Below are 12765 nucleotides of genomic sequence, written 5' to 3'. Positions count from 1 at the left end.
AGGACAATGCGGGTTGCGTTCTTCGCACCGTTGAAATCGCCGGACCACCCTGTTCCGTCCGGCGACCGTTTGATGGCGCGCCTGCTCATGCGGGCCCTGGAGCTTGCCGGGCATTCCGTCGAGATCGTCTCGGCATTCCGCAGCTTTGCCGCGACGCCCGAAGAGGCGACCCGGCGACTGTCAGCCGCACACGTGGAACTGCAGCGCCTGCGCAACGACTGGTCCAGTCAGCAGCGGCCAGATCTGTGGTTCTGCTACCATCCATACTACAAATCGCCCGATCCCTTCGGACCGACACTGTGCCGGGAATTCGCCATTCCCTACGTCACAGCCGAGGCATCCTATTCGGCCAAGCGAGATGCAAGCGAATGGGCGCCGCTGCAGCGGCTGGTGGTGGATGGCGCCCGCGACGCCGCCGTCAACATCGTTTTGACGGAGCGTGACAGGGCGGGTCTGATTAAGGCCCTGCCAACAGGTTCATTCGCCGCGCTTAAGCCTTTCATCGACACTGCGCTTTTCGAGACCGCCTTGCCTCAGGCTAAGCCACAACGCCTGATCGCCGTCGCGATGATGCGCGGCGGCGACAAGATGCAGAGCTACACGATGCTCGCCGAGGCGCTGGGGCTCCTTCGGGATCGTCCCTGGACACTGGCAATCGCCGGGGATGGGCCGATGCGGGCCGACGTGGAGCGGTTGCTTGGCGTGTTCGAACCGGATCGCATCGAATGGCTCAAAGAGCTGAGCGCCGGCGAGATCGCTGATGAGCTCAGCCACTCCGGCATCTATGTGTGGCCGGGTTGCGGAGAAGCCTACGGACTTGCTTACCTGGAAGCCCAGGCGGCGGGGTTGCCGGTGGTCGCCCAGAGGACCGCTGGCGTTCCGGAGGTGGTTATCGACGGCATCACCGGCGATCTGACACCCCAGGCAGATGTGCCGGCCTTCGCAGCGGCAATCGCGGCTTTGCTTGACGATCCCGTCAGGCGCTCGACAATGGGGACACGTGCGCGTCACTTCGTTCTGAAAGAGCGCTCTATCAAGGTCGCGGCGACAGCGCTCGACACCATTTTGCGGACTTACGTGAGACAAGAAGCATGACCGACGATCAGATCTGGACCCCACTGCGACAGGAGCTGGACCGCTGGCGGGCAGCAGGTTGCCAGGCACGATTTTGGTTGCGCGACGACGATGCCACCGAGCCGACTGACGCACTCGAAACCCTGCTGGAGGTCACTCGCCGGGCTTGCCTCCCGCTAACAATTGCGGTCATTCCGGCCTCTACCGGAGAAGCCCTGGCGACACGTCTGTCTGGAGAAGGCCACATCCTTGTGGCCGTGCACGGCTGGTCGCATGCAAACCATGCCGGCCCAGACGAAAAGAAACAGGAACTCGGCCGCCACCGGTCGGCCGACGTCGTGCTCGGGCAATTGCACGATGGACTTGTCGCCCTTCAAGGCCTTTACGGCCCAAGGCTGGTCCCGATGCTGGTGCCGCCCTGGAACAGAATAAGCGAGGCACTGGTCCCCCAACTTGGCGCGCGGGACTTCAAAGCTCTGTCGATATTCGGCAGGGCTGAGGCCGGCGGTCCGATCCGCCTGTTGAACACGCATGTCGACGTTGTCAACAGCCGCAAACAGCGCGGGAACCGGCCGCATGGCGATCTGGTCGCAGACCTGGTCGCGCAATTGCAGGCTCGCTTTGCAAAGGACGATGAGCCGGTCGGCATACTCACCCACCATCTGGTGCATGGCGCGTCGGAATGGGAGTTCCTGACCCGTCTCTTCCAAGAGACCGGGCATCATCCGGGCGCCGCCTGGATGTCGGCGCGCGATCTGCTTGGCTAGATTTCGAGGACCTGATTGTCCCTTGCGGCGAAAGCTCCTCGGAACGAAGCCTGTGCCTCGTGTTCCATCCGCTCCAGCTGGGTATCTGTTCGCGAGGGTGCATGGTGGAACAGGGCAAACTGCTTGGTGCCGGCCATCTTGGCGAGTTCGACACCATGCTGCCATGTGGAATGGCCGAAGCCCTTGAAGCGCTGCATCTCGTCTTCGTTGTAGGTGCAGTCGTAAACGGCAAGATCGACGTCTTTCATCATCTCCAGCGCAACCGGATCATAGACGCCGGGAATATGCTCGATGTCGTAGATCAGCGCCACGGAGCGTCCCTTCCATTCCACACGGTACCCGATCGCCCCGCCGGGATGGTTCAGCATGAAGGTCTTGATCTTGATGCCGGGCCGTGGCTCCAGCGTCTGACCCGCATGAAAGTCGCGAAAGCTCATCGTCGCCTGGCAGATGTCGGTTTTGACAGGGAACCATGGCGGGCTGATGAACTGCTCGATCATCTCGCGGGTGCTCATCTTTCCGTCAAGATGGCCGGACCAGATCGTCAGGTCGATGGTGGGATAGTAAATCGCCTTGAAGAACGGCAGGCCGATGATGTGGTCGTAGTGACAGTGACTGAAAAACAGGTCGACATTCCGGACGTCCTCATTCAGCATGGCAAGCCCGGCTTCGCGTACGCCTGATCCGGCGTCGAAGATCATCCGGTGTTCACCGCAGCGAATTTCGATGCACGAGGTGTTGCCGCCGTAGCGATCGAATTCGGGGCCCGAGACCGGGATGCTGCCGCGAACGCCCCAAAACTTTACCTGAAACAGATCTTTACTCATCGCGTCTTCAAAATGGGCCGACCCCACAACGCCATCGTAATCATACTTTGATGAACAAGCGAAGCGCTGATTTCCATAGGCTGCCCTGTATCCTTCATACCGTTTCTACCAGCTGCCAGCAGAATGGTAGATATTCCTAAGCAATCGGTTTTCACGTCAGAACGCAACTGCTTATGGTTTGTTTTTGGTGAACGGAGGATGACGCCTGGCAAGACAAAAGCGGCACGTTCCGCATTTCTTGTCTATTAAATGGTTTCTCAACTGCGCGAATACAATTGTCGGCTCCTGCGTCGATAGTATGAGAACGCCAGGCGCGGGCAGGACGCTTCTGTTGGAACCGCAACGCGACGTGGTCGCGAGTTAGTGCAAACCGCCCACGCCCAGCAGACGCTCGACGGCATCCTGGTCGTCCGACAGCGTCTTCGGCGTGCCAGCCCAGGCAAGCCGCCCGCGCTCAAGCACGATCACATGATCGGCAAAGTCGAGCGCGCTTTGGATGCGCTGCTCCACAAGAAGAATGGTCATATCACCGGTCTTTGCAAGTTCGGCGAAGGCCGCCATCAGTTCCTCGCAAATGACGGGCGCCAGCCCCTCGAGTGGCTCGTCCAGCAGAAGTACCGACGGGCGGCCGAGGATCGTGCGCGCCGTGGACAGCATCTGCTGTTCGCCGCCCGAAAGCTGGTTGCCGAGGTTTCGGCGTCGCTCCTTCAAACGCGGAAACATGTCGTAGGCTTCTTCCAGGGCGGTCTTGGCGCGGCCTTTCAGGCCGACGAAGAGGTTTTCCTCCACTGTCAATGTAGGGAAGACGCAGCGCGCCTGCGGCACATAGCCCAATCCCTTGTGAAGATCGGACTCTTGCGTCAGGTCGCCCGGCGCGAAGAACTTGATGCCGGCATCCTTGAGGCCATTTTCGTTGTAGGCCTTGACGAAGCCGAGGGTGGTCGGACCGGACGGCAGGAAGGCGAAGACCCCTTTCGCACCGGAATCCTTGATGCGCTGCATGATCGGGCTGAAGTCGTTGGTCGACAGCGGCATGCGGATTGCCTCGACCACCTGCCCGCCTTCCTTCTCGAACGCCGCCTTAAAGGCATTCTCGGCATCGACACCGGGGCCGTAGTCGCTGACGACAGAGATCACCTTGGCGACGCCGGCATCATGGGCAACCTTGGCGATCGGGGTGGAGGTCTGCCAGGTCGTGAAGGAGGTGCGCACCACCAGCGGGCTCTTTGTGACAATCGCCGATGTGGCGGCGTTCATGATGACGAGCGGCGTATTCGCCTGCTTGAGGATCGGCGTCACAGCCATGGCGTCAGGCGTGAAATAGAAGCCGGCGAGATACTGCACCTTTTCCTTGACGACCAGTTCCTGCGCCAAGGCCTTGGATTGCGCCGGATCGGCGGCGGGAAGGTCGCGATAGATCACCTCCACGGTATTGTCGCCGATCTTGTTGCCGTTGATCGTCATGTAAGCGTCGATGCCGGCCTTGAAGTTCTTGCCCTGCAGGGCGAATGGACCCGAGAACGGCCCGACGACACCGACCTTTATGGTATCGGCATAGGCCGCTGTGCTCATGACGATTGCCGCAACGGCGGCCAGGACAAACCGTTTCATAAATCCTCCCATTGACGATGGCGCACTCCTACGCCGGATTAGCCCAGAGCTAAAACTTTGGCGATAGTGTCTCATTCAAAACGGTAATGTAAAATGAAATAAAAGGCGAAACTCATAGTTCAGGGGTTATGATTTTGCGGCGCCAATTCGCCGTATATTGCCCGTCAGCTCGAATGCCAGACGCAGCGAAGCGGCCGTAGCCATAACCATTTGCGGCAGAATGAGCCATTCCAGCGTCCAGGCCGCACCGGAGCGCTCCTGCTCGTGCACGAGCGACTGATGAATACCGGAAAGCTGGGTTGCGTTGAAACGCGCAAGGGCAACCAGAGTTTCGGCCGCGACTGGGTTCTGCTTGTGGAACATGGCGGACGAACCACCGCCACCGGCAAGCCCGATCTCATCGCCGGCCTGCGCCAGAAGCGCAATATCCTGGCCAAACTTGCCAAGACTTCCGCTGATGAGGGAAAGCAGACTGGCGAGATCTGCTATTAACCCGCGCTGGCTTTGCCACTGCGGCTCGTCGCCAAGCCCGAGCTCCTGAGCAAGAGCGGCCCGTATGGGCGGCGCCTTGTCCTTAAGCGTCTCAAGCGTTCCGGCGGCGCCGCCGAACTGCACAAGAAACCGCTGTTCGGTCAGCCTGTCGCGATAGCCCTCGAGCGGCGCGCGCCAGGCCCGGAGACGATCGGACACGGTGATGGCAATGGCCGCCTGCATGCGTGTGCGCCCCATCAGGCGGGCCTTGCCAAACCTCGCGTCGAGGTCGTCGAATGCTTGTGCGATCTTTGAAAGGCGGTTCGAAAACAGGAACGCGACGGCCTTCAGCCGAACCATCAGGCTGGTGTCGATGACATCCTGGCTGGTGGCGCCGAGGTGAACACAATCCGAAAACGGGCTGCCCACGGCTTTGCGAAGCTGTTTGACGAGATCGGCAACGACAACGCCATCGCAGGCCGTGGCGGCTCTGAGCTGGGAAAGATCCGGTTCAAATGTGGCGCAAACGACACCGATCCGGCGAGCCGCATCAGGCGAAATCAGACCATGGACCGCCTCGGCCTTGGCGAGGGCGGCCTCAAAAGCAAGCATGGCGCGAATATCCGCATCAGCAGAGAAATACGACGCCGTTTCGCCATCGCCGAGCAGGCCGCAGAGGAAGGGGTGATCGAAAGGTGAGATGGTCATCGGCGTCTTTCTTGCAAGGACCGATAACTGCGCCGGGAATCGTCGCGTTTACTAGGTCCCGCACCAGCTTGCGGGTCAGATATCCAGGAACACCGTCTCCCTGTCTCCCTGGAGCCGGATGTCGAAGGTGTAGGTCGATCCTTCACGCGTGGCGATCAGCGTATCGACGCGCTCTTTCTGCTCGATGCGCATGAGGAGCGGATCTGTCTTGTTTGCCTCGGTCTCTTCGGGGAAATACATGCGCGTATGCAGGCCGATGTTGATGCCGCGCGCGACGATCCAGAAAGTGATGTGCGGCGCCATCTCGCGGCCGTCCTTGAAAGGGACGCGGCCGGGCTTGATCGTGTCGAAAACGAAGACGCCGTCGTCGGCGCGTGTCGCACAACGCCCCCAGCCGGAGAAGTTCGGATCGGTCGTACCACGCATGTCAGAGGGGCTATTGTAGAGGCCGGCGCTGTCTGCCTGCCAGATTTCGATAACTGCATCGCGTACCAACGCGCCGGCACCATCAAAGACGCGGCCGCTGACGCTGATGCGCTCGCCAAGCGTTTTGTCGTTGACCATCACCGTGCCAAGGTCGGCCTCGTAGACGCCGTTGATATCGCACACGTTCGGGGTCAGACCAATATGGACATAGGGACCCGCCGTCTGCGAAGGCGTTTCCTTCAGGTAGCCGAGTTGCTGTACCATCAGTTCCCCTCCGGCCGGTTTTCGAACATCGTCGAGCGGCGACCGCGCAGCACGATGTCGAATTTATAGGCGCGTGCATCCATTGGAATTGTGTTGCCCCAGTCGAGCGGCGCAATCAATTGCTCGATGGCGCGCTTGTCGGGGATCGTGCCGACGATTGGACACTTCCAGATCATCGGATCCCCCTCGAAATACATTTGTGTGATCAGGCGCTGGGCAAAGCCGTGGCCGAAGATCGAGAAGTGGATATGGGCCGGTCGCCAGTCATTGACACCGTTCGGCCAGGGATAGGCGCCCGGACGAACGGTACGGAACGCATATTGACCGTCTTCATCGGTGATGGAGCGCCCACAGCCGCCGAAGTTCGGATCGATGGCGGCAAGATAGGTTTCCTTCTTGTGGCGGTAGCGGCCGCCGGCATTGGCCTGCCAGAATTCAACAAGCGCACCGGGCACCGCCCGGCCGCGTTCGTCAAGCACGCGGCCATGAACCACGATGCGCTCGCCGATGGCGCTCTCGCCTGGCTTGGCGAAGTTGTGGATCAGGTCATTGTCGAGTTCGCCGATCATCGAATGGCCAAAGACAGGACCGGTGATCTCCGAGATCGTGCCGTCGAGCGAAAGCAGGGCGCGCTGCGGCGAGCGCAGGACCGACGTCTTGTAGCCGGGGGTGAAGGCGGGCGCGTGCCATTCTCGGTCACGTGCAAAGAAGGCGCCGGTTTCGGGCATGCGGTTAGGGAGGTCGGACATCCTATGCCTTTCAGGCCGCCTTGCCGGCGTCCATCTGTTCGAAAACATGCTTGGCGATCTTGATGGCGTGATTGGCAGCGGGAACGCCGGCATAAATCGCCACATGCAGCAGCGCTTCGCAGATGTCGTCACGAGAGGCGCCGGTGTTGGCGGTGGCGCGAACGTGCATCGCCACCTCGTCGTCCTGGCCGAGCGCGGCTAAGACAGCGATGGTCACGATCGATCGCTCGCGGCGCGTTAGCGTCGGACGCGACCAGACGTGTCCCCAGGCGGCTTCCGTGATCAGGTCTTGAAACGGCTTGTCGAACGGCGTCGAGCTTGCCACGGCGCGGTCGACATGGGCGTCGCCGAGCACGGCACGGCGCGTGGCCATCCCTTGCTCAAAGCGCTCCGATGACGGGAGTTCACTCATGGGTTGTTTTCTCCATGCAATGCGGGTCCGATGAATGCCCTGATGATTGCGGTCAGCACGTCCGGCTGCTCCACGCAAGGGATATGGCCGGCGTCGCGGATAATCTCGAAGGAGGCATTGGGAATGAGCTTGGCGGTCGACTTCACGAGGTCAGGCGGCGTGGAGCCATCCTGGTCTCCGACAATGCAGATCGTCGGAACACTGATCTTGGCAGCCGCCTCCGTATAGTCGGCATCGCGGATCGCCTCGCAGGTGGCGAGATAACCTTCCACCGGCTGGCGCACGAGCATATTGCGATAGCCGTGATAGGCCGTGTTCTCCGGTCGCCGGAAGGCCGGCGTGAACCAGAGCTCCATGACGCCATCGACGATACTGCCGATCCCCTTGCTGGCGACGGTGGCAATCCGGGCATTCCAGCTCTCGGCCGTGCCGATCTTGTGGGCGGTGTCGCACAGGATCAGCCCCTGCACCATGTCTGGACGCGCCCTATAGAGCGCCTGCGCGATCAGCCCGCCCACGGAAAGCCCGCACATGAAAGCCCGCTTCACCGCCAGAAGATCGAGCAGACCGGCAAGGTCTGAGGCATGGTCCTCGATCGAATAGGGGACCTGGCCGACATCGGAAAGCCCGTGGCCGCGCTTGTCGTAGACAACGATCGCATAGTCCCCGGCCAGCCGGACGATGACGTCACGCCAGATGCGGAAGTCCGTCCCGAGTGAGTTGGCAAAGACGATGACTGGCTTGTCGGGGGGACCTCCAATCAGCTGATAGTGGATCGCAATGTCGTTGATGCGGGCAAATTGCACGGCCAATCTCCTCTCCGCGCACATCCAACACGTCGCGGTCGACTGATGAAAGATCCTGCGCAGACCCAGGTTCAAATTGAATGTTTAATCTGGTTAGGTAAAATGATATTTCGTGGCATTTCGATAACTCGGGAGTTATGAAACGTGGTCGACAGTCGCGTAAAGTTTCGTCATCTGCAGACGTTTGTCGAGGTCGCGCGTCAGAAAAGCGTGATGAAGGCTGCCGAACTGCTCAATGTCAGCCAGCCGGCGGTGACAAAGACGATCCGCGAGCTGGAAGACGTGCTGGGCGTCGCGGTCTTCGAGCGCGATGGACGCGGCATCAAGATCACCCGCTATGGCGACGTCTTTCTCCGCCACGCGGGGGCGGCACTGACGGCGCTGCGCCAGGGGCTCGACTCGGTCTCGCAGGAGCGTTTCGGCGAGGCGCCGCCGATCCGAATCGGCGCACTGCCAACGGTGTCGACCCGCATCATGCCACGCGCCATGGAACTCTTCCTCAAGGAGAACACCTGGAGCCGCATCAAGATCGTCACGGGGGAGAACGCAGTGCTTTTGGAGCAGTTGCGGGTCGGGGATCTCGATCTCGTTGTGGGGCGCCTTGCCGGCGCGGAGAAGATGGCAGGCTTCTCCTTTGAACATCTCTATTCCGAGCAGGTCGTCTTTGCGGTTCGTGCCGACCACCCCTTGCTCAAGAGCAAGCAATCGCTCTTTGCCAGCCTCGGCGAATACACCGTCCTGATGCCCACCCGGGCTTCGATCATCCGGCCGTTTGTGGAAAGCTTCCTGATCGCCAACGGCGTCGCCAGCCTGCCAAACCAGATCGAAACAGTTTCGGACTCCTTTGGCCGCGCCTTTGTGCGCACCAGTAACGCCATCTGGATCATTTCCACGGGCGTCGTCGCCACCGACATCGCCGACGGCCTGTTGAAGGTCCTGCCAATCGACACGAGCGAGACGAAGGGACCGGTCGGCCTGACGATGCGGACGGATGCCATCCCCTCGCTGCCGCTATCGATCCTCATGCAGACGTTGCGGGAAGCGGCTGCAGACGTGGCAAAGCCATAGCCTGTTCCATGTGCTGGCCCCATGATATGCTCCGCGAATGCAACGGCGCATGGGGGAGCCTATGGGAAGTGCAGCCGCTTTACATGGAACTTGGCGAATGGTGTCGTGGAAACGCAAGATGGTTTCGTCCGGCGCCGTTTCCGACGCGATGGGCCCGGATCCCGTTGGTTTCCTATCCTATCAACCGGACGGTAGAATGATGGCATTGGTCGTCAGCAGCGAACGGCCAAGAGCCAACGGCAAAATGCCGACAGATTCAGAAAAAGTCGCGCTCTTCGATAGCATGCTCGCCTATGCCGGCAGCTACACGTTCGATAACGGCCGCGTTATCCACCATGTCGATGCCAGCTGGAATCCGGCCTGGGGCGTCAGCGACCTGATCAGGCCATTCTCCATCGACGGCAAGCGGTTGGTCATCAGCGGCGCGCCGGGCGTGGATCCGACGACCGGCGACGAAGTCATATACGAGCTCGAGTTCCGGAAGATCTGAGAGGGCGGGCGGGCATCCCTCTATGCCTCCAACTTTGGCCGGCAGCGAGCAGTTGACGGCATGGATGGACGCGTGCTCCTCCTTCCGAAATGGCAATCTGCGAAGAGGACCCAGTTTCCAAGATGATTGGCAGGATTTTCGACCCAAGCCACTGCATGAACAAACGGGTGGCGACGCCGCTTGCGCAAACCGACTTCGCGCGAACGCGGGTTGATATTCGTCGGAGCCTGCCGTGACCCGTAAGACCGATCGTGGCCGGGCCGCACGAAACACCGGATATTTCATCAGCCTATTGATCCTGGCTTTGCTGGCGGGCTTGCCGATTGCCGTTTGGATGGACGTCAGCACGCTCTCGCAAAGCTCCGTGAAACGTCAGGCGGAGGATATGAGCTCGCTGATCACCAGCATCCGCTCCTACTATGCCAGCAACGTCGTCGGCCGCATTCTTGCAGCACATGCGGCCGGTAGCGACATCGCAACGGTCGTGACACACGATTATGCCAACATACCCGGCGCGATTCCGATCCCGGCAACGCTCTCGCTCGAACTGGGTGATGTCATCCGGCAGCAGCAAGCCAATATTACTTATCGTTTCCTTTCCGATCTGCCGTTCAAGCGGCGCGCGCCGCATCCGCTCGATGCTTTTGAAACGAATGCTCTGGCTGCGCTGCGTGCCGATCCCAAGCAGACGCCGACCAAGATCAACCGCAGCGGCTTTACGAATACATTTCGACTTGTGACGCCGGTCATCATGGCTGAGGCATGTGTCGCCTGCCACAACGCCCATCCGGAGAGCCCGAAGACGGACTGGAAAGTCGGCGATGTGCGCGGCATTCAGGAAGTGATCATCAAGCAACCCTTTGCCCACACCGTATTCGCCTTCAAATACCTGCTGCTCTATTTCTTGTTTATGGCAGGGCTTGGTATCGGCTTCATCGTTTTCCAGCAGCGCCAGACCGCCCTCATTCAGGGCGTCAACCGCGAACTGGAATCGGCCAACGAGTTTCTGGCAAGCATCTCCATGAAGATCTCGCGCTATCTGTCTCCTCAGGTCTACAAGAGCATTTTCAGCGGCCAGAGGGATGTCGTCGTACAGACCGAGCGCAAGCGACTGACTATCTTCTTTTCAGACATCAAGGATTTCACCGCCACCACCGAGCGGCTGCAGCCGGAAGCGCTGACGCAAATGCTGAACGAATACCTGACCGAGATGTCTGCCATTGCACTCAAGCATGGCGGCACGCTCGATAAGTTCATTGGCGACGCGGTATTGGTATTCTTCGGCGATCCGGAAACGAATGGCGCTGTCGAAGACGCAAAAGCCTGCCTGCGGATGGCCGTCGATATGCAACGCCGCCTTGGCGAACTGAAGGAGAAATGGCGTCTCGACGGCACGGAGGAACCGTTCATGGTGCGAATGGGGATCAACTCAGGCTATTGCAATGTCGGCAATTTCGGCAGCAGCGATCGCATGGATTACACGATCATCGGCGCCGAAGCCAATCTGGCCGCGCGCCTGCAATCCATTGCCGAGGGTGGGAAGATCGTCATCAGCTACGAAACCTACGCACTCGTGAAGGACATCGTCGATGCGACGCCCCTGCCGCCGATCACCATGAAGGGCATTCACCGCCAGGTGGTGCCTTATGCCGTCAACGGACTGTTGGGCGCCGATCAAAATCTGCGCGTGCTGAGTGAGCACTTTGCGGGCCTCGACCTTCATCTCGATGTGGCGCAACTTGACCCGGATGAGCGCGCACGCGTGCGCGCTGCGCTCGCCGAAGCAATGGCTGCGATCGATGCCCAGGCGCCAAGCGCCTCTTGATGCCTTGCCAGAGCGGGCGAGCAGCGGTGGGGACGCATCAACCACCGCCGCTCTCCATGCGCCCTTCCGTGGATGGCGGAAGGGGAGCTAGTAGGGAAGGCCGACGTAATTTTCCGCAAGCGCAGTCGAGGCTGCGCGCGAATGCGTCAGATAGTCGAGTTCGGCTTCCTGAATCTTTTGGTCGAAGTCACCGGTGTTTGGGAACCGGTGCATCATCGTCGTCATCCACCAGGAGAAACGAACCGCCTTCCAGACCCGAGCAAGCGCCCTTTGCGAGTAGGCGTCGATGCCTGCGTTCGAACGATCCTGGTAATGCTCTATGAGGCCTGAAAACAGATAGTGCACGTCGCTCGCGGCGAGATTGAGGCCTTTGGCGCCGGTTGGCGGAACGATATGGGCGGCATCGCCGACAAGGAACATGCGGCCGAACCGCATCGGCTCGGCAACGAAGGAGCGCAACGGCGCGATCGACTTCTCGAAGGAGGGCGCCGTGACAAGCGCCTCGGCATGGTGCACAGGCAGGCGACGCCGCAACTCGTCCCAGAAACGATCGTCGCTCCAGTCCTCAACCCTTTCGTCCACCGGACACTGGATGTAATAGCGGCTGCGATGTTGCGAACGCATGGAGCAAAGCGCAAATCCGCGCGGGTGGTTGGCATAGATCAACTCGTGGTTGACGGGAGCAACCTCGGACAGAATTCCGAGCCAGCCGAAAGGATAGACCTTCTCGACGGTACGCAGCGACTTTTCCGGCACTGTCTTGCGACAGGCGCCATGGAAGCCGTCGCAGCCGGCGATGAAATCGCAGTCTATGCGGTGGGTGGCGCCGTCCTTCTCGTAGGTCAGGTAAGGCACCCCTCCGTCGAAGTCGTGCGGCTCGACGCTCGCCGCCTCGTAGATCGTCTGCGCCCCGCTGATCTCGCGCTGCTTAATCAGATCCCGGGTGACTTCTGTCTGCCCGTAGACCATGACGCGCTTGCCGCCAGTCAGGTCGAAGAGGTCGATGCGGTGATCGCGCCCGTCGAAGGCAAGCGAGAAGCCATCATGCGGCAGCCCCTCGGCATGCATGCGCGCGCCGGCCTTTGCCTTGTCGATGAGACCAACGGTTCCTTCCTCCAGCACTCCGGCGCGCACGCGACCAAGAATGTAGTCCTTTCCAACGCGGTCGAGGATGATGTTGTCGATACCGGCCTGCGATAGCAACTGGCCGAGCAAAAGCCCCGAGGGGCCCGAGCCGATGATGGCTACCTGTGTGCGCATGCTGTCC

General features: G+C 60.5%; 13 protein-coding genes. 5 read left to right on the top strand and 8 right to left on the bottom strand.

Translation table 11 applies throughout. From position 1 onward, the window contains the following. Positions 1-6 precede the first annotated feature (6 nt). On the top strand, positions 7-1095 hold the full coding sequence (locus LPU83_RS64225) for a glycosyltransferase family 4 protein (RefSeq protein WP_024314376.1): 1089 nt from the start codon (positions 7-9) through the stop codon (positions 1093-1095). Next, positions 1092-1841: a polysaccharide deacetylase family protein gene (locus LPU83_RS64220; RefSeq protein WP_024314375.1), complete on the top strand. Its 750-nt coding sequence runs from the start codon at positions 1092-1094 to the stop codon at positions 1839-1841. The genes LPU83_RS64225 and LPU83_RS64220 overlap by 4 nt, the downstream gene beginning before the upstream one ends. Here LPU83_RS64220 and LPU83_RS64215 read toward each other — a convergent pair. The 7 genes from LPU83_RS64215 to pcaD all read right to left on the bottom strand — a co-directional run bounded on the left by LPU83_RS64215 (position 1838) and on the right by pcaD (position 8115). Further along, entirely contained in the window at positions 1838-2668 is an 831-nt protein-coding gene (locus tag LPU83_RS64215; protein ID WP_024314374.1) for an MBL fold metallo-hydrolase, read from the bottom strand. The genes LPU83_RS64220 and LPU83_RS64215 overlap by 4 nt on opposite strands. Positions 2669-3028: 360 nt before the next feature. After that, complete coding sequence (locus LPU83_RS75965) at positions 3029-4279, bottom strand: ABC transporter substrate-binding protein (protein ID WP_024314373.1); 1251 nt, start codon at positions 4277-4279, stop codon at positions 3029-3031. 126 nt (positions 4280-4405) lie between these two features. Further along, a complete protein-coding gene (locus LPU83_RS64205; protein WP_024314372.1) occupies positions 4406-5458 on the bottom strand; it encodes a 3-carboxy-cis,cis-muconate cycloisomerase in 1053 nt (350 codons plus the stop codon). Between the two features lie 75 nt (positions 5459-5533). Beyond that, a complete protein-coding gene (pcaG, locus tag LPU83_RS64200; RefSeq protein ID WP_024314371.1) occupies positions 5534-6148 on the bottom strand; it encodes a protocatechuate 3,4-dioxygenase subunit alpha in 615 nt (204 codons plus the stop codon). Further along, a complete protein-coding gene (pcaH, locus tag LPU83_RS64195; protein ID WP_024314370.1) occupies positions 6148-6897 on the bottom strand; it encodes a protocatechuate 3,4-dioxygenase subunit beta in 750 nt (249 codons plus the stop codon). The genes pcaG and pcaH overlap by 1 nt, the downstream gene beginning before the upstream one ends. 10 nt (positions 6898-6907) lie before the next feature. After that, on the bottom strand, positions 6908-7309 hold the full coding sequence (gene pcaC / locus LPU83_RS64190; RefSeq protein ID WP_024314369.1) for a 4-carboxymuconolactone decarboxylase: 402 nt from the start codon (positions 7307-7309) through the stop codon (positions 6908-6910). Next, positions 7306-8115, bottom strand: coding sequence for a 3-oxoadipate enol-lactonase (pcaD, locus tag LPU83_RS64185; RefSeq protein ID WP_024314368.1), 810 nt, complete (start codon positions 8113-8115; stop codon positions 7306-7308). The genes pcaC and pcaD overlap by 4 nt, the downstream gene beginning before the upstream one ends. A gap of 144 nt (positions 8116-8259) precedes the next feature. Between pcaD and pcaQ the strand changes: the two genes are divergently transcribed. The 3 genes from pcaQ (at position 8260) to LPU83_RS64170 (ending at position 11498) form a co-directional block, all read left to right on the top strand. Next, entirely contained in the window at positions 8260-9183 is a 924-nt protein-coding gene (pcaQ, locus tag LPU83_RS64180) for a pca operon transcription factor PcaQ (protein WP_024314367.1), read from the top strand. A gap of 61 nt (positions 9184-9244) precedes the next feature. After that, entirely contained in the window at positions 9245-9673 is a 429-nt protein-coding gene (locus tag LPU83_RS64175; protein ID WP_024314366.1) for a lipocalin-like domain-containing protein, read from the top strand. A gap of 232 nt (positions 9674-9905) precedes the next feature. Then, on the top strand, positions 9906-11498 hold the full coding sequence (locus LPU83_RS64170; RefSeq protein ID WP_024314365.1) for an adenylate/guanylate cyclase domain-containing protein: 1593 nt from the start codon (positions 9906-9908) through the stop codon (positions 11496-11498). 87 nt (positions 11499-11585) lie between these two features. Here LPU83_RS64170 and pobA read toward each other — a convergent pair whose 3' ends face one another. Further along, a complete protein-coding gene (gene pobA / locus LPU83_RS64165) occupies positions 11586-12758 on the bottom strand; it encodes a 4-hydroxybenzoate 3-monooxygenase (protein WP_024314364.1) in 1173 nt (390 codons plus the stop codon). Positions 12759-12765 lie beyond the last annotated feature (7 nt).

Source organism: Rhizobium favelukesii (genome assembly GCF_000577275.2).
Classification (GTDB): domain Bacteria; phylum Pseudomonadota; class Alphaproteobacteria; order Rhizobiales; family Rhizobiaceae; genus Rhizobium; species Rhizobium favelukesii.
The sequence above is the reverse complement of the archived record's forward strand: the minus strand, read 5'-3'. Positions and strand labels throughout refer to the sequence as shown.

Excerpts from the sequence above, each read along its gene's own strand:
- LPU83_RS64225 (WP_024314376.1), top strand. The coding sequence starts at position 7 with ATGCGGGTTGCGTTCTTCGCACCGTTGAAATCGCCGGACCACCCTGTT.
- LPU83_RS64220 (WP_024314375.1), top strand. The coding sequence starts at position 1,092 with ATGACCGACGATCAGATCTGGACCCCACTGCGACAGGAGCTGGACCGC.
- LPU83_RS64215 (WP_024314374.1), bottom strand. The coding sequence starts at position 2,668 with ATGAGTAAAGATCTGTTTCAGGTAAAGTTTTGGGGCGTTCGCGGCAGC.
- LPU83_RS75965 (WP_024314373.1), bottom strand. The coding sequence starts at position 4,279 with ATGAAACGGTTTGTCCTGGCCGCCGTTGCGGCAATCGTCATGAGCACA.
- LPU83_RS64205 (WP_024314372.1), bottom strand. The coding sequence starts at position 5,458 with ATGACCATCTCACCTTTCGATCACCCCTTCCTCTGCGGCCTGCTCGGC.
- pcaG (WP_024314371.1), bottom strand. The coding sequence starts at position 6,148 with ATGGTACAGCAACTCGGCTACCTGAAGGAAACGCCTTCGCAGACGGCG.
- pcaH (WP_024314370.1), bottom strand. The coding sequence starts at position 6,897 with ATGTCCGACCTCCCTAACCGCATGCCCGAAACCGGCGCCTTCTTTGCA.
- pcaC (WP_024314369.1), bottom strand. The coding sequence starts at position 7,309 with ATGAGTGAACTCCCGTCATCGGAGCGCTTTGAGCAAGGGATGGCCACG.
- LPU83_RS64175 (WP_024314366.1), top strand. The coding sequence starts at position 9,245 with ATGGGAAGTGCAGCCGCTTTACATGGAACTTGGCGAATGGTGTCGTGG.
- pobA (WP_024314364.1), bottom strand. The coding sequence starts at position 12,758 with ATGCGCACACAGGTAGCCATCATCGGCTCGGGCCCCTCGGGGCTTTTG.